The sequence below is a fragment of the Acinetobacter sp. CIP 101934 genome, from assembly GCF_000369585.1.
GTDB lineage: Bacteria > Pseudomonadota > Gammaproteobacteria > Pseudomonadales > Moraxellaceae > Acinetobacter > Acinetobacter schindleri.
In genome coordinates this window covers 2,547,712-2,564,375 of record NZ_KB850094.1, presented here as the reverse complement: position 1 = coordinate 2,564,375, position 16,664 = coordinate 2,547,712, and the positions used below count along the sequence as shown (strand labels likewise).

Here is a 16,664-nt window from a genome sequence, read left to right as displayed (position 1 = left end):
CATTATTAACTGAGGTTAAAAGTAAAAAAATTATAAGCCTTTATTATTGTTTAATTTTTTTAGCACTACCATCCATGCTTCTTTAGCGATTTGATTCATACCATTAAAGGCCATCTTCGCTTATGAAACGCATTCAACATAGCAATTAAAGGACTCATAGGGATCGCTAGATTAAAACGATCTCTATGAGTCAAATATTTACTCTGCTACTAATACCTTATAGCGTCCTGTTTCTTCGTCTTTACTTACGTTAAGAGTAAAAGCATTAATGCCTGTAGCACTACCAGTACTTTGCCCCATTACGAATGATTTGTTGTGCGATACACCTGTTTGGCTTTTTACTTGTAATGTCGCAACTCGACCATCCGCACGAGAGTAATTTGCTAAACCTACTCTATACGCACCGGTTTGAAGTTTTGTTGCATCACATGATGCAAAGTAATGTTCAGGTCCATTAGCATAAGTATTATCAATATCCAAATAACCTGATCCACCAATAGGGTTGGAGAACATTACTTTATTGCCAGATGGCTCAACCACATGTAGGTCTACATCTCCTAATCCATCCCAGGTGAGCATGACATTAAAAAAACCAGTTTCAGTGATTTTTGAAGGTGCTTTAAGCGTATTAAAAAGATTGTTTACTTCTGAGTCTAAGGCTGAATACATAGGAAAGTTGTGATTAGTGTAGGTTTCTAAAAACCCATGCCCAAAGGCATCACGTCCAAAATTATTCCCAAATGGTTTATAAACAGGAATGCTATGAGTATTGGATGGAACACTACCAGATAGACGCAAACCATTAATAACTAAATCTTGATCAGCTAAAATATGATTTCCATTTAATTTAATAGAAGCAGGCGCTACATGGATTACACCAACTGCGGAGGAATCAGTCTTTGAAATGGAATATTGATACGCCTTATTAACAAACAAGTTCCCTTGAGAGTGCGCAATCATTATAACTTTATTACCTTCTAGAAGGCTTTGTTGCAAGTCACGCTCATGCTTTAAATATGTTTCTCGTTCTGCAATTGGTGCAGTCAACTTTAATGCTGCAACAATACTATCAACAACCTCTCTTTGAATTAAATCAAAAGCAAATCTAGGTACTGTCGCTATTACGGTTAGAGCGTCGTTAATATGACCAAGCCAAGTTTTTCCGTTATTGTTTTGGAACTGTTGCTTTATTATTTCAGTATATAATTCCCAACGATCACCTATGGTTTCTTCTGAGAATCGTTGATAAAAAGTTTCCACAAAATCAGAGAGGAATTGACTTTTGTTGTACATTACTTGGTATTTGATGTTTTCACCTGATGGTGATTGGTCACTATAGCGTTCTTCTATTTCATTAAGATTCTTACGAGCTGTTTTCTCATCCGTAAGAACACCATTGAAATAGGCTATAGTTATATCAGACTTGTTGCACAAATCATTTACATCGTCTGTAGCATTAGTGATGCTAGATGCAACCATTAAAAGAGAAATGGCACTCAAATGAATTTTCTTATTCATCGCAGTAATCTCTTTGTGGTATCGTGAACACAAAGCCATCTAAAGCATCACTATATTTGTAATAAGCCTGTAGGCGTTTTTTGGTATTTGTAGTCATATTTCCTATTTCATCAATTACATCGGATGCGTCTATATTCGGGTTATTTTTGAATGTTTTATAAACACAAGTCGTTGCTCTATCAGCTTCATAAGATGATGCTTGTAATTCAACTTCATTCTCTAAATTAACAGCCATTTTTTGCTGACTATTCCTTGCAAATTGTTGAACCGCTTTTTTTTCAAGTTCATCTTTATATTTTTGTTCAATATGAGCGTCAATATCATCACGGATGCCATTTTGGTCCTTATCAATCCCTAAAATTGAATCTGTTCTTTCAAGTTTTGGTAATTTCCCTTCATCCTCTAATTTCTGAAAGACTTGCTCTTTTGTCGTTATTTTTTCATTTTGTGGTGCTGAGGAATCATTTTCTCCACCGCAGGCACTTAAAGCTATTAAGCAAAAAGATCCTAATAAAATAGACTTAAACATTATTACCCCTGTTGTTACTCGTATATTTTTCATAAAATTCATACAAGCTTGCTCTAGTATAAATATTGATTTTCTGGATATTTATCAATTTTGATTTTACTTGTATGTTAATTCAGTATGAATGGCAAAAATTTAAAAAAATCAAAAGCTCTCAGTATAATTAGAGTTTATATGAACACCAGTTTATTCGCTATCACGTTACACTGACTGATAAAGGCAAGAGTTTAATCTTTATTAAAAAAGAGAAAAGATGCTCATAGAGTAGCTTTCATATAACTTCCGCAAGATTATTTAAATACATTCTAGAAATGAAAATGACTGGTAGACCATGGACAAGAATAGGGGGCAGTTTATCCAATAATTTGCAATTTAATGACATTGATAAATATTATCTAAATTTAAGATTTCCTAAAATTAACATAATACACGTTATACGAAATTATTTAATTTTTTTAATTAAAAATCAGTATTTTACTATAATCTATTCTTAGATTTAGTCCACTGGAACGGCTTTTTATTGATTACTCATGTTCCATGCTTATTTATTAACCAATGTTCCACGGTTTTATGTAATCTAATTTAAATCTAAAGCAGGAAAAAATGTCCCGATAAAACAAGAATAGATGTCCAAGTAGTTATTGATTTTGCAAAACCCATAAAGTTTTAATTGTTTAAAATTAATATGAGACTTGATAAAAAACCGCCATGAATGGCGGTTTTCTCAATGATAACTTATGTGTCGCGTGATGTTCGTTAAATGACAGATAATGTGAGATTTATTTAATTAAATAAATCAATTATTTATTAGTTTTTTTGACATTCAATCTTAACGAGGTTTTGACACATAAGTTAAGATTTTCTGAGAATCTCTGACACATAAGTCAAGATTTTTTTTGATTACTTTTATAGCCATAACCGGCTTCGAGTAATTTCTCAACGTCCTCACGTAAGAATAATCGGACCGAATAAAATTTATTGCCATGAAATTTAGGCTTAATTAATCCCTGAGTTACTAGATTAGTCATATGCGTGCGATGCATACCTAAATAGTCATTAGCCTCTGAAGCTGTAAAATACTCTTGGTGAATCTTCAAGGCTTTATCAAACTCAGTTTTGGAGAAGGACCGCCAATATCCAATATGTCGAAGTTTTAAATGACCTGTCATAATCCAATTTTTTTCAAGTTGGTCATATGAGCAATCTAATGCATTGAGTACCACCTCTATATCAACATATGTAGGGTCATTCTTTTGTTGAATTAATTTGTCGATACTTCTTCTTGGGATACGATACGGGCGTATCTCTAAATTTTCTACTTGAAGCCATTTATGTTGAATAAGTTGAGCTGTTTGTAATGAGGAAATACCTAGAAGTTGAGATGCTTCATTTAGGCTTACATAAGCATCACATTTACTCTTATCTACAGTTCCAACTTTTTTACGCCCTGTATTATTTTTATAAGTAACTATATTTTCAATCATTGACTTATCTAAATGCTGAATATCTTTTCTTGCATAATAGGCTGGATAAAGTTTGTTTATATATATAGGTTCAATTTTTAAACTTGAAAGCTTGGCTCTCAGTGTAAGATGCGAAACGTCCAAGTAGTCAGCAAGTGGACTTAGAAAAATATATTTTTTATGAAAATCATTAACAAATTCTTTGGAAAGACAAGACTGTGTATAACGATGGACATATTTTTTTGTGGCTGGAATATCTGGTATTTTAAGAAATAAACGTGCATTATGATTGTTAATATTTAGTATTTCCATAATTTCTGGAATAGAAAAATAATCATTAGATTCATCGGCTTGTGGTGGTGGACGATGATATGTATAGGTGCCATTGATGTTTTTCTTTTCATTGATTAGCCATTCCTCAAGTATAGAAGCAAGAAAATTAGTTCTATCACTTACACTGAGTTGATCGTGATATAAAACTCCCGCCTTCAGTCTTTTATGAAATGCTGCAAAACTAACCCCAAGTATATGAGTAGCTTCTTTCTTATTAAATTTCCGTTGAATACATTTTGAGGAAGGAGAGTTATAATCTCCAAAATAACTTAGGATTTTATCGAGAGTAGGTTTAAATCTAGATTTATTTTCTAAAAAGGGAAGTAGTTGAATTCTTGGATGAGCATAGTCTAGGTAGCTTTTGATTTCATTTATAAGGCTAGAAATAAATTTATCCTCATTATGAAAATACTCATGACATAAATTTAAAATATAAGATTGGCTTTTTAATATTTCTAAATTGGAAAAATACTTAGATAAAGCTGTCCAGATATCAAAAAAAATTTCATTAAAATTTTCATCAGTCCCCAAGAAACTATCTAAGAACCATGTATTAATCTGGAGGTCTTCTAATGTAGATTGCTGCTTTTGGCTCTTACGTAAATCAAAAGTACAAGTTGAACATTCAAATAATGATTTTCGGCTAGTTCCTAATGGATTGTCGCATTCAGGGCATTTTTCTATCAAATCAATATGGTGATCTAGACAAACTGTTAAAGGGGTTAATAACCAATTTTTCTTCCAATACCCCTTATCTTCTAAGCAGGACGAACAAAATTTATTGAGGCCAATATCAAGTAATTTATGATGAATTACTTGAGTTTTTGTCCAGAAGAAATTTTGAAATGTTGGAGGAGTTTTTTTTATTACCAGATCTAGTAGACCATGTGAAAGCTCCAACCGTTCAATAACTTGCTTAAACTTATCTTCATTGGTAAATAACGAATCATAAAATCCCTCATAGATGGGAATACCTGCCCTGTTTAGCATTTGCTTAGGAGATTCATATCCATTTATATATGAAGCTCTAAGGAGAAAGCTTGCTAAAAATTCATCAGCAAATGGAATTGGAGTATGAGAAAGAGATAATTTTTTCATGATATTAAATTAGGATTTCAGTAATTTGAGAAGGGTTAAGTAAGAAAATATCTTTATTGGTCATAGGTTTATATAAGATACTTTTTAAGGCATAAGCAGTATGAAAGTCGCTCATTGAAACAACCGTATGATTTTTGCTTAGTGCATTTAGACAACTTTGATGTATAAGCTGCATAACATAGGCCTGGAAGCCACTAGTAGCTAAAAATATGCGCTTAGATAAATCTGTCGAGAAAATTTCGGGATCAAAACTAAGATTAAAGTTCTTGGCTATGTACAGAGAAGTCTGTTGCAAAAAGGGAATAAGAGTCCCGGATTGATCATACTTATTTAAAGTCAATGCATTGAGTTGTAAGACACAAGAAAATCTGCGAGCTAGTTGACTGTCAATAAAAAGATTATCTTGAATAGAAGGTAGCCCCACTAAACATATAGATATTTTAGTTTCATCAGCTAATGTTTTAATCCAGTTGGCTACATTTTCAGACGTTTTATTCTTTTGGGCACTGGAGCTATAAATATGATGAAATTCATCAAGCATGATAAGTTGTGTTTTACATTCTTTTAAGAGAATGCGTAATCGATAGTTTAACTCCTCACTTGTACCTTTATGATCGGTACATCCCAGCTCTTCAAGCATTCGAATGGCTAGGCTCTTAATAGTGATTGGTGAAGGAACAGGAAAGTAAAAAGCCGGTACTATCAACTTCTCAAAGTTATCCTCTATACATTTATAAGGCTTATGTCTACTTTTGATAAGCTTACATATAGTAGATTTACCTACACCCCCTGCACCAAGTAACAAGGAGCCAATAGGCCGATTTTCCATGTAACTCATTTGCATGCATTCATCAATAGACGTTAAAGCTTTTGAAAAGTCAGAATGATGACAAATAAAGTTCCTTAACTTAGAGAGAGTTTCAATATTTTTATTACTATTCATCAAGATTAACCTCCTCATAGAAAAAATCAGTTAAATTTGGAGGTAAATTGTCATATGTAAGATGATTGATCTCTTCTATATGATTTGTGTGTGAGAGGATATCAATCTCGTCATTGTTTGAATTTGCTAGATTTAACCGATCTTCTTGCTGCTTAATCATCATTTGCAAGTCATTTTTGACTTGCCTAAATCGTGTCTTTTGATTGTTCAGTGTTTGGATTTTTAATAAAAAATTTAGGCGTGCTAGATATAACTGCTCTTCATTTTTGATTTCGTTTGGATCAGATTTATACTTTTCACGCAATATTTCCTTTGCTTCTAACCATTCAGCTAAAGTCAAATCTTTAGTCGCTTCTGGATAAATTGAGTCAGCTTGAATCAGATTGTTTTTATCAAATGGGTCTTGTATATAAATAGAGCTTAAATCTAGTTGATTTACATAGATTGTAACTTTATCTTTGAAACGATGATTTAATGTGCCTTTGTTGCATAAAGATTTTAAAGATAGAGCTTTCCTAAGTTGTTTAAATTTAAGTGACAACTTGGGTGTGAGGTCGGCCGAGCTCCGTAAACTTATTTAAGATGGCCACACGTGCATGAATCTCGTTGACTTGGCTATCAAAATTCCGAGCACTGAGCTTATCGCCTAATAATTTGATGCAGTGCATCTTGGTTTCTACCAGACTTCGCTGATGGTAGCCCGACCATTTTTTCCATAGTGTCCTGCCTAAACGTTTAACAGTGCGAAGTAATTCATTTCGCTCTAGCGAATGAACTTTTGTATCTTTCCAAGGCTTCGCATTTTTTCTGGGTGGAATAATCGCATGGGCATTTCGATCTGTGATCAACTGGCGACACCGCTTTGTGTCATAAGCACCATCGGTATAAACGGAGTCAATATGCTCATCTTGAGGAATCTGATCGAGTAAATCACCAAGTACTTGTGAATCACTGACATTATTTGTCGTAAGCTGAACGGCACGTATTTGCAGTGTTTCAGCATCTATACCAATATGCAGTTTACGCCATTGCCGACGGTATTCAGGCTGATGCTTCTTACGCTTCCATTCGCCTTCACCTAAAAATTTTAAACCCGTAGAGTCGACGAGTAGGTGTAACCCATCACGACTTTTCTGGTAGTTAATTTGAATATCAATATACTTTTGTCTTCTACAAAGCGTCGTGAAGTCTGGTGCTGTCCAATCTAATCCGCAAAGTTTAATTAAGCTTTGAACAAAACCAGTAACCATGCGTAAAGTGAGTCTAAATAGAGATTTGATCATCAAACAGCATTGAATCGCTATGTCGGAGTAGGTTTGACTTCGACCTTGTTTGCCTTGAGGTTCTGCATACCATTGTGTTTTTGGATCGAACCAAATGGCAATATTCCCACGATTAATGAGAGCTCGGTTATATGCGGGCCAATTGGTTGTGCGGTAGATTTTGTGTGTAGGCTTCTTCATTTGGAAATTATATTGCCGAAGGAGTCTTTAAGAACAGCTTTGTGCAACAAAGCCGTTTCTGAATAAAATTGATTTCCTTCATCGTCATATTCTTTTCTTAAGTAGCCAAATTTCAATAATTGTTTAATTAAAGAATATGTTTGCCATTTTAGTGCATCAGGAGCACCTTCAAAGCGTATCCAAAGATCTTTAGGTTTGAACAAGAATAAGAGAATGCCATTCTCAATAACTACAAGAAACTGCTCTTTTAGAGGGTGCTTAATTTCAATCATTTAAAGGTAATACGTAAAAATAAAGGGGATTATAATCCGTTTTTCTGTCTTATTTAAGGTTTTATTTTTAAATATAAAATTTTAAAATCTAATGCTTATGAGGATTATAAGCCGTGGATACTTAGTCCTCAAAAATGAATAGTTCTATTCTTTATAGGAATAGAACTTATGAACGATTTAGCACAGAAAATTGGACATGCTATTCGGAATTGTCGAATTGAGCAGAAAATTACTCAAGAAAAATTAGCATTACTTTGCAATATCGATCGTAGTTATGTGGGACGTATTGAGCGAGGAGAAGTAAATATCACGGTACTAAAGCTCTATGAGATTGCACAAATACTTAAAGTTGCACCACATGATTTGCTGCCTAAAGACTAATGAGGCTTCTAGCTTTACTATTATTTTTATAATTATCTATCTTGAATATGAATAGTATGCGTTCAAAGATAGACTACTATTAGGTAATAAAATCATTACCACGTTTTTTAATTTTGTAAGTCCCTCGGCCAGCAAACCTTTTCGCAAGATCTGGATTGCGTCCGGATAACTTTTTGACCAATACAGGTTCGCTATTGGGAGCTTTACTCCATACGATATCATTCTTTACATAGAGTACTGTTCTAGTACGTGTAACTTCAATAAAGCGGTTCTGAAGCACAAGAGCGGCAGCTTTAGCTATTTCACGTTCGTTCTCTGGGTTTTCAATTGTCATATCTAAAACCTTAAATCGATTAAATTGGGTTAATAGTGTTATTCATATCCTTTGGGAGGGTTACCGTCACCCATTTAATTATAAAAATAATTAAATAAATATTCCTAGACTGTCATCTTATCAACAACATACCTGCCATGCCTATGAATAGCTTACTGTTGATGCGCAAATTGGCATGTTTTTTATGAAATTTTTTTCAAATTTCCTAATAAATTGAAAAATAAAAAAAGATCCAACATGTTTTTACTGTAATGAATTACTTCTTTGAGTTCTTTCATGAGATAGAATGTATTTAATAATATCTCCAATTTTTGGTGTACACTCCAATGTATTATTAGGCCGTCGGCTATCTAATTGTGTATTGTTTCAATTCATTTTTGTTACTCACAAAACTTCATTACATAGCTGTTCTAAGGATAAATCATTTTCATATACTGAAATTATTAACCTATTGATTAACTATCAATAGTTTCCAAAATTCATTATTCTAATTATAAGAATCAAATACATGGTTTTAGAATGGATAAGAAGAAACTATCTGAACGAGATATATGTAGTAAATTTATCAATCCTGCCTTAGAACAAGCTGGATGGACTGCGCACCAAATTCGTGAAGAAGTAACTTTTACCAATGGTCAAATCATGGTACGTGGGAAGCTACACACTCGTGGTGAGCGAAAACGTGCCGATTATGTTCTTTACTATAAGAAGAATATTCCTTTAGCAGTTATTGAAGCTAAAGATAATAATCATAGTCTGGGGTCTGGTATGCAGCAGGCTTTAGCTTATGCTGATTGTTTACAAGTACCTTTTGTTTTTTCAAGTAATGGTGATGGCTTCTTATTCCATGACCAAACGGGATTATTTGGAAAAGTTGAACAAGAACTAGAATTAGATGAATTTCCCTCCCCTGAGCGATTATGGAAGCTGTATGAGCAATATAATGGTTTGACTACCCCTGAATCTAAACAAATTGTTGAATACCCATATTATGACGATGGATCAGGACGTATGCCTCGTTATTACCAAGTTAATGCAATTAATAAAACAATTGAAGCAATCGCGCGTGGGCAAAATCGCATTTTGCTTGTTATGGCAACAGGTACAGGAAAAACCTATACAGCTTTTCAAATTATCTGGCGTCTATGGAAAGCTGGTGCGAAAAAACGGATTTTATTTTTAGCTGATAGAAATATTTTAGTAGACCAAACCAAAAACAAAGATTTCAAACCTTTTGGTCAGCACATGACTAAAATTTCTAAGCGTATGATTGATAAAAGTTATGAAATTTATCTCTCTCTTTATCAGGCGGTAACAGGTTCGGAAGAAGAAAAAAATATTTATAAGCAGTTTAGTCCTGAGTTTTTCGACTTAATTGTGATTGATGAATGTCATCGAGGAAGTGCAAAAGAAGATTCATCATGGCGTGAAATTTTAGAATACTTTAGTTCAGCTACTCATGTTGGTTTAACTGCCACTCCAAAAGAGACTAAAGACACGTCAAACATCACATATTTTGGTGATCCTGTTTATACATATACCTTGAAACAAGGGATTCAAGATGGTTTCCTTGCACCTTATAAAGTTGTGCGTATCGATCTAGATAAAGACCTACAAGGATGGCGACCAGAAAAAGGAAAGAAAGATCAACATGGTAATGAAATTACTGATCGCATCTATAATCTTAAAGATATGGATAAAGGGCTTGTTTTAAAGAGTCGTACAGAAATTGTTGCTCAAAAAATTACAGAGTTTTTAGTTAATACAGATCCTTATGCCAAAACAATTGTGTTTTGTGATGATATTGATCATGCAGAACGGATGCGTCAAGCATTGGTTAATTTGAATCCTGAGCGAGTTAAAGAAAACCGTAAATTTGTCATGCGTATTACAGGCGATGATAAAGAGGGTAAGGCTGAACTAGATAACTTTATTAATCCCGAAGAACGTTATCCCGTTATAGCAACAACCTCCAAATTGATGACCACAGGGGTGGATTCAGAGACTTGTAAATTGATTGTGCTTGATCAGCATATTAAGTCTATGACTGAATTTAAACAAATGATTGGTCGTGGTACGCGTATCAATGAAGAGTTCGGAAAAACGTGGTTTACGATTATGGATTTCAAAAAAGCTACAGAGCTTTTTAGTGATCCAGCTTTTGATGGTGAGCCTGTTGTCATTTATGAACCTAAATCAGATGAACCTGTAGTACCACCTGATGAGCCAGATATTGGAGATGAAGGTGATGATACAGATTATCCTGATGATGATTCAACAATAGGGGGTACTTCTGGTGGTGACGATACTGGTGGAGGTGATGGTGAACCACCGAGAAAATTCTATGTAAACGATGTTGCTGTTAATGTGATTGGAGAGCGGGTTCAGTTTTATGATAATGATGGAAAACTGGTGACTGAATCTCTGAAAGATTATACACGTCAGCATATTTTAAAAGACTATGAGTCTTTAGATGCATTTTTAAGAAAATGGAAAGGTACTGATAAAAAGTCACTTATTATTGATGAGTTCAAAAAGCAGGGCGTAATTTTTGAAGCATTAGAGGATGAGGTTGGTAAAGATTTTGATCCTTTCGATATGATTTGTCATATTGCTTTCGATCAGCCTGCTTTGACTAAAAAAGAACGTGCTAATAATGTACGTAAACGCAACTATTTCACCAAATATAATGATCAGGCTCGTCAGGTATTAGATGCCTTACTGGATAAATACGCAGATCAGGGGATTGAGCCAATTGAAGATGTAAAGATTTTACAAATTCCGCCTTTTAACCAAATGGGATCAATCATTGAAATTATTCAGTCATTTGGGTCGGTTGAAGCATATACAAATGCTTTAAAAGAGCTAGGAGATCATTTATATGAGGATGCATCTTAATCACTGGATTGATACAATTGCCGCCAAATTTTTAAGTTTAATGCAGTTGTAATATGAGCATTTCAGGAACAATTAAATCCATTCAAGATACCATGCGTGAAGATGTGGGCGTTGATGGTGATGTGCAACGTCTTGGGCAGTTGGTGTGGATGTTGTTCCTTAAGGTTGTTGATGATCGAGAGAATGAACTAGCAACTTTAGCTTTATTGGAAGGGACAACTTTTAAATCTCCGATTCCTGAAAAATTTCGTTGGCGCAATTGGGCTGCGAATGATGAAGGTATGACAGGAGATGAGCTTAAAGATTTCATCGACAATGAATTGTTCCCAGCATTACAAAATCTAGCTGTTGAAAATGATGATCCACGCGCTCGTGTAGTACAAAATGTATTTGCTGATGCATATAACTATATGAAATCTGGAGGTTTGATTCGTAAAGTCATTAACCAGATTCAAAAGGGCTTTGATTTTAATAAATCTAAAGAACGTCATGCCTTCGGTGATATTTACGAACAGTTATTACGTGATTTACAGGCTGCCAAAAACTCAGGTGAGTTTTATACCCCACGTGCAGTCACAACTTTTATGGCGCAGATGATCGATCCTCAAATAGGTGAATCTGTGCTTGATCCTGCGTGTGGTACAGGTGGGTTTCTTACTTCTGCAATTGAACATAAGCGTGAAAACTATGTTCAAACTGCTGAAGATGAAAAGATATTACAAAATAGTATTTATGGAATTGAAAAGAAGCCTTTGCCGCATTTGCTATGTACAACCAATATGATTCTGCATGGTATTGATGTACCTGTACAAATCCGTAGAGACAACACTTTATCGTACCCTTTGATTTCATGGGGAACAGATAAACGTGTAGATGTAGTTCTGACTAATCCTCCATTTGGTGGTACTGAAGAACAAGGCATTGAGAAGAATTTCCCTTCAAAATTCCAGACTCGTGAAACTGCCGATTTATTTATGGTGTTGATCATTCAGCTTTTAAAAGCACATGGTCGTGCAGCGGTGGTATTGCCTGATGGTTTTATGTTTGGAGAGGGCATCAAAACAGCTATTAAAGAAAAATTGATGGCAGATTGTAATCTACATACGATTGTTCGTTTGCCTAAGTCTGTATTCGCACCATATACATCGATTAGTACCAATATCTTGTTCTTTACCAAAGGTAAGAAAACAGAACATGTATGGTTTTATGAGCATCAATTACCACAAGGTGTAAAAGCTTATAATAAAACTAAACCACTTCAGCTTAAGGAGTTCGACACTTTAAAAGCATGGTGGGGGAAAGAAAGTGATGGCTTTGCAAGTCGTATAGAAAATGAACAGGCATGGAAAGTATCACTTCAAGATATTATTGGTCGCGGCTATAACCTTGATATAAAAAATCCGCATCAAGTTGAAGAGGATGTAAAAGACCCTAAAGAGCTTTTGGCTAAATATGAGAGCCTTGAGGCTGAGGTTGCTAAAATTCGTCAGCAATTAAAAGCAATTTTAGATGAAGCTTTAGGTCAATAATTCAGGATGAGTAAGATGACAGACGTTAAAAAACTCATTACTGAGCATTTAGACATTTGGTTAACAGCAGAAACAGAGAAAAAGTCAGGACGTGGACGTAGTTCAGGTTCTAGTAATTCAATTTATGGTGTCCAGAAACTGCGCGAATTAATTTTTGATTGTGCAATAAGAGGTCGATTAACACAGCAAAATGAAAATGAAAATGCTGATAAAATTATTCTAGAAGTATCTCAAATTATTGAATACAAAAATAATTGTCAAGTAGTGGATTATGCGTCTCCTTTTCAGAATTTACCATCAAATTGGTGTCTAACAAACCTATTGAGCATCTCTTATATCAATCCTAGAAATCAGGTAAAGGATGAGGATGTCGATGCTAGTTTTATTCCAATGACATTAATTCCTCAAATATATAGTGGTAAGCATTTATCTGAAAAAAAGAAATGGAAAGATATTAAAAAGGGATTTACTCATTTTAAAAGTAATGATATCGGAATAGCAAAAATTACCCCTTGCTTTGAAAACAGTAAGGCATGTGTTTTTGAAGGTTTAGAAAATGATATTGGTGCAGGTACAACAGAGCTTCATATTGTTAGACCTATAAAATATTTAGAATCTAAATATGTTTTAATTTTTTTTAAATCACCTACTTTTCTATCTTTAGGTGAGCAGTATATGACTGGAACAGCAGGTCAAAAACGGTTGCCTAAAGAGTTTGTAAGTTTTTTCCCATTCCCTTTACCTCCTTTTGAAGAACAACAACGTATAGTTGCTAAAGTGGATGAGCTAATACAACTGTGTGATCAACTCGAACAACAGCAAAATTTAAGCTCAGAAGCACATGATCAATTAGTTGCTACATTATTGAATATTTTGACTAATTCATCCGATGTTGATGAGTTTCAACAGAATTGGCAACGTATTTCAGAAAATTTTGATCTATTATTTATCACTGAATACAGTGTAGAACAGCTAAAACAAACGATTTTGCAGTTAGCTGTAATGGGTAAGTTGGTAAAACAAGACTCCAATGATGAACCCGCAAGTGAGTTGCTAAACCAAATTGCTGAAGAGAAAGCGAAATTAGTAAAAGAAGGGAAGATTAAGAGGTCAAAGCTTTTGCCTGAAATAAGTGCCGAAGAAAAGCAATATGAGATTCCTCATAACTGGGTTTGGGCTCGACTAGATTCTTTGACTTCAAAAATTGGTGCAGGAAGTACACCAAAAGGTGGCAAAGAGGTATATGTAGATTCAGGCATTCCCTTTTTACGCTCACAAAATGTTTGGAATGATGGCTTGGCATTAGATGATGTTGCTTTTATCTCTGAAACGACACATGAAAAAATGTCAGGGACTCATGTACAAGCTAATGATTTGTTATTTAATATAACAGGTGGTTCAATAGGCCGATGTTCATTAGTGGCAACTGATTTTGAAACTGCAAATGTTAGTCAGCATGTAACGATTGTTAGAAGTATTCATAAAGATCTAGCATCTTTCTTGCATCTGGTTTTACGCTCATCTTACATTCAAAAGCTTGTAATGGATGTGCAAGTTGGTGTATCCAGAGAAGGCTTAAGTATTGGAAAATTATCTCAATTCTTGATTCCTTTACCATCATTTGCTGAGCAAAAGCGTATTATAGAGAAGGTTGAAATATTAAACTCTATAATAGATTCTCTGCAAGTTTCTTTGAGAAAACTCCAAAAAACGAAACTTCATTTCGCAGATAGTTTGGTTGCTAACGCATTGCTTGATTCAAATGATAATAATGAATCTGAAACAGAAGGTAATATAATACAGTTTGAAAAGCCAATTAAGGTTTTTAAGCATTCGAATCAAGAAGTTACTGAGCAAATTGATCTATTTACAGATGAAAGCATCGATGATGATATAAAACTTTTATCTTTAGCTGCTGAAATCACATTTCAGTTGCATACAGAACCAACTTTTGGTCATTTAAAGCTACAAAAAATAATCTACTTATGCCAACAACTAAAATATATGGAGTTGGCTGCTGATTTTAAACAACATGCTGCTGGTCCGTATGATCCAGTTATGGCTCGTTATTTGGATCAACAGTTTAAAGATCGTGAATGGTTTAGTTATGATTCCGATCGTAATTTAAAGTACAAACCTCTCAGTAGATGTAATGATCATAGATCAGCATTTAATAGGTATTTTGCTAAAGATGTATCTGAAATTTATGATTTAATAGGACTTTTTAGAACGAGTAAGTCTGATCATATAGAAATTGTAGCAACTCTCTTTGCTTGCTGGTTACGTTTGTTAGAAAAAAAGTCATCTGTTACCGAAGAGCAGCTTCTGAAAGACTTTTATGCATGGTCTGATGAGAAGAAACGGTTTAGTAGAGCTGAAGTGTTAAATGGTTTAAGTTGGATGAAGACACATTTGATAACACCATTAGTATAATTAAAAGGGGATATTATGTCTTATCAAGCAAATTTCAGAGGGTGGGAGAATCTTCAACTAGAAGATTTATTAGTCGCTTATAGAAAAGCTAAAGCAGACTGTTTTTTTGAAAATACATTTCCGACTGCTGTAAAATTTGCAAGATATGAACAAAATTTACTAAAAAATTTGAATAATCTACTCACACAACTCAAGAAGGAGAAGGGATTTAAGGTAAATAAAAGGTTATTAGGTGATTTTCGAGTTGTTCCAAAAAAATTAAAAATTGAAAAGAAAGATACGTCTTCTGTAGGGCATGTACATTTCTCAAATCCTGAAAAAATATTAGATAATTTATTTTCTGAAAATAAATTGGAACCATCTTTTCGAATAATAGGAGATTTCCCTGTAGAAACTCATATTATTTCTGCTTTATGGATTAATATGATTGGAGAGAAGTTTGATGAAAAGTTAACAGATTCTTGTTATGGTGCAAGGCTTAAGCGAATAGACAATGATTCTCCTATTAGTACGTATAAGCCTTTCCATATTAGTGCGACAGGTTCTTTTTTACCTTATTTTCAACCATACCAAAAATGGCGTAATGATGGGTTAAATGCGATAAGAGAGGAATTAGAAAAAGATAATAGCGTGATAGCTGTCTCTTTGGATCTTAAAAGTTATTATCATTACATAGATCCGAAAATTATTTCTTCTAAAAAACTTCGTGATTCTTTTGGTCTAGAGCTTAATAACCAAGAAGTTTTATTTACTAAACAGTTAGCCATTTTTTTAACAAAATGGGCTGAAGAAGCTGTTAATTTTTCAAAAAAAATTTCAGATCATTCTGAAACTATATCGGGTGGATTAGCTATAGGTTTAACTGCTAGTAGAATCATTTCTAATATGATACTGCATCAGTGGGATAAATTGATTAATGAGAAATTAACTCCAATACATTATGGTCGCTATGTAGATGATATGTTCTTAGTCTTAAAAGATACTGGAAATATAACAAATAGTGACAAATTGATGAAGTTTTTAAGGGAGCGTTTAGGAAGTAAAGTTTTAGTACAAGATGCTAATCAAACTAATAATTGGTCAATCAATCAACCATATTTAAAAAATAATAAAACCCAAATTCGTTTGCAATCTAACAAGCAAAAATTGTTTATTTTACAGGGGCAAATGGGATTAGATTTACTTGATAGTATCGAAAAAGATATTTATGAGCTTTCAAGTGAACATCGTTTGATGCCTTCTCCTGACCAATTGGATAAATCGACAGTTGCAAAGGTCCTATCCGCTGCTGGAAGTGTTGGTGAAAATGCGGATACATTACGACGTGCAGACGGTTTAACCATAAGAAGATTAAGTTGGTCTTTACAGTTAAGACAGGCTTTGTTGCATAAAGATTTTAAAGATAGAGCTTTCCTAAGTTGTTTAAATTTAAGTGACAACTTGGGTGTGAGGTCGGCCGAGCTCCGTAAACTT

Annotated in this window: 13 protein-coding genes; 5 read left to right on the top strand and 8 right to left on the bottom strand. The window is 34.0% G+C overall.

The features are described 5' to 3' along the window. Positions 1-198: 198 nt before the first annotated feature. The 7 genes from F899_RS12490 to F899_RS12460 all read right to left on the bottom strand — a co-directional run bounded on the left by F899_RS12490 (position 199) and on the right by F899_RS12460 (position 7,616). On the bottom strand, positions 199-1,518 hold the full coding sequence (locus tag F899_RS12490) for a hypothetical protein (protein WP_005223114.1): 1,320 nt from the start codon (positions 1,516-1,518) through the stop codon (positions 199-201). Next, positions 1,511-2,047, bottom strand: coding sequence for a hypothetical protein (locus F899_RS12485; RefSeq protein ID WP_004814606.1), 537 nt, complete (start codon positions 2,045-2,047; stop codon positions 1,511-1,513). Before F899_RS12485 ends, F899_RS12490 begins: the two co-directional genes overlap by 8 nt. Positions 2,048-2,928: 881 nt before the next feature. Further along, on the bottom strand, positions 2,929-4,938 hold the full coding sequence (locus tag F899_RS12480) for a TniQ family protein (protein WP_004814607.1): 2,010 nt from the start codon (positions 4,936-4,938) through the stop codon (positions 2,929-2,931). 4 nt (positions 4,939-4,942) lie between these two features. Beyond that, positions 4,943-5,881, bottom strand: a complete 939-nt coding sequence (locus F899_RS12475; RefSeq protein ID WP_004814610.1) for a TniB family NTP-binding protein — start codon at positions 5,879-5,881, stop codon at positions 4,943-4,945. After that, a complete protein-coding gene (locus F899_RS12470) occupies positions 5,874-6,422 on the bottom strand; it encodes a hypothetical protein (RefSeq protein ID WP_005223113.1) in 549 nt (182 codons plus the stop codon). Before F899_RS12470 ends, F899_RS12475 begins: the two co-directional genes overlap by 8 nt. Then, a complete protein-coding gene (locus F899_RS12465; protein ID WP_004811110.1) occupies positions 6,412-7,344 on the bottom strand; it encodes an IS5 family transposase in 933 nt (310 codons plus the stop codon). Before F899_RS12465 ends, F899_RS12470 begins: the two co-directional genes overlap by 11 nt. Beyond that, positions 7,341-7,616, bottom strand: coding sequence for a hypothetical protein (locus tag F899_RS12460; protein WP_005223111.1), 276 nt, complete (start codon positions 7,614-7,616; stop codon positions 7,341-7,343). The genes F899_RS12465 and F899_RS12460 overlap by 4 nt, the downstream gene beginning before the upstream one ends. 168 nt (positions 7,617-7,784) lie before the next feature. Between F899_RS12460 and F899_RS12455 the strand changes: the two genes are divergently transcribed. Next, positions 7,785-7,997, top strand: coding sequence for a helix-turn-helix domain-containing protein (locus F899_RS12455; RefSeq protein ID WP_004281769.1), 213 nt, complete (start codon positions 7,785-7,787; stop codon positions 7,995-7,997). A gap of 79 nt (positions 7,998-8,076) precedes the next feature. On the opposite strand, the gene F899_RS12450 is transcribed toward F899_RS12455, so the two are convergent. Then, complete coding sequence (locus F899_RS12450; RefSeq protein ID WP_004814619.1) at positions 8,077-8,331, bottom strand: hypothetical protein; 255 nt, start codon at positions 8,329-8,331, stop codon at positions 8,077-8,079. A gap of 519 nt (positions 8,332-8,850) precedes the next feature. On the opposite strand from F899_RS12450, the gene hsdR reads away from it, so the two are divergent. From hsdR to F899_RS12430, 4 genes are all read left to right on the top strand, one after another. Then, complete coding sequence (gene hsdR / locus F899_RS12445) at positions 8,851-11,229, top strand: EcoAI/FtnUII family type I restriction enzme subunit R (RefSeq protein WP_004814624.1); 2,379 nt, start codon at positions 8,851-8,853, stop codon at positions 11,227-11,229. A gap of 53 nt (positions 11,230-11,282) precedes the next feature. Further along, complete coding sequence (locus F899_RS12440) at positions 11,283-12,758, top strand: type I restriction-modification system subunit M (RefSeq protein ID WP_005223108.1); 1,476 nt, start codon at positions 11,283-11,285, stop codon at positions 12,756-12,758. A gap of 15 nt (positions 12,759-12,773) precedes the next feature. Then, complete coding sequence (locus tag F899_RS12435) at positions 12,774-15,191, top strand: restriction endonuclease subunit S (protein ID WP_004814628.1); 2,418 nt, start codon at positions 12,774-12,776, stop codon at positions 15,189-15,191. A gap of 15 nt (positions 15,192-15,206) precedes the next feature. Beyond that, positions 15,207-16,664 (top strand): RNA-directed DNA polymerase (locus F899_RS12430; RefSeq protein ID WP_005223105.1); only part of this gene is annotated, 1,458 nt, incomplete at its 3' end.

Coding starts and splice junctions, on each gene's coding strand:
- F899_RS12465 (WP_004811110.1), bottom strand. CDS start 7,344: ATGAAGAAGCCTACACACAAAATCTACCGCACAACCAATTGGCCCGCA.
- F899_RS12485 (WP_004814606.1), bottom strand. CDS start 2,047: ATGTTTAAGTCTATTTTATTAGGATCTTTTTGCTTAATAGCTTTAAGT.
- F899_RS12460 (WP_005223111.1), bottom strand. CDS start 7,616: ATGATTGAAATTAAGCACCCTCTAAAAGAGCAGTTTCTTGTAGTTATT.
- F899_RS12455 (WP_004281769.1), top strand. CDS start 7,785: ATGAACGATTTAGCACAGAAAATTGGACATGCTATTCGGAATTGTCGA.
- F899_RS12440 (WP_005223108.1), top strand. CDS start 11,283: ATGAGCATTTCAGGAACAATTAAATCCATTCAAGATACCATGCGTGAA.
- hsdR (WP_004814624.1), top strand. CDS start 8,851: ATGGATAAGAAGAAACTATCTGAACGAGATATATGTAGTAAATTTATC.
- F899_RS12450 (WP_004814619.1), bottom strand. CDS start 8,331: ATGACAATTGAAAACCCAGAGAACGAACGTGAAATAGCTAAAGCTGCC.
- F899_RS12435 (WP_004814628.1), top strand. CDS start 12,774: ATGACAGACGTTAAAAAACTCATTACTGAGCATTTAGACATTTGGTTA.
- F899_RS12490 (WP_005223114.1), bottom strand. CDS start 1,518: ATGAATAAGAAAATTCATTTGAGTGCCATTTCTCTTTTAATGGTTGCA.
- F899_RS12475 (WP_004814610.1), bottom strand. CDS start 5,881: ATGAATAGTAATAAAAATATTGAAACTCTCTCTAAGTTAAGGAACTTT.
- F899_RS12480 (WP_004814607.1), bottom strand. CDS start 4,938: ATGAAAAAATTATCTCTTTCTCATACTCCAATTCCATTTGCTGATGAA.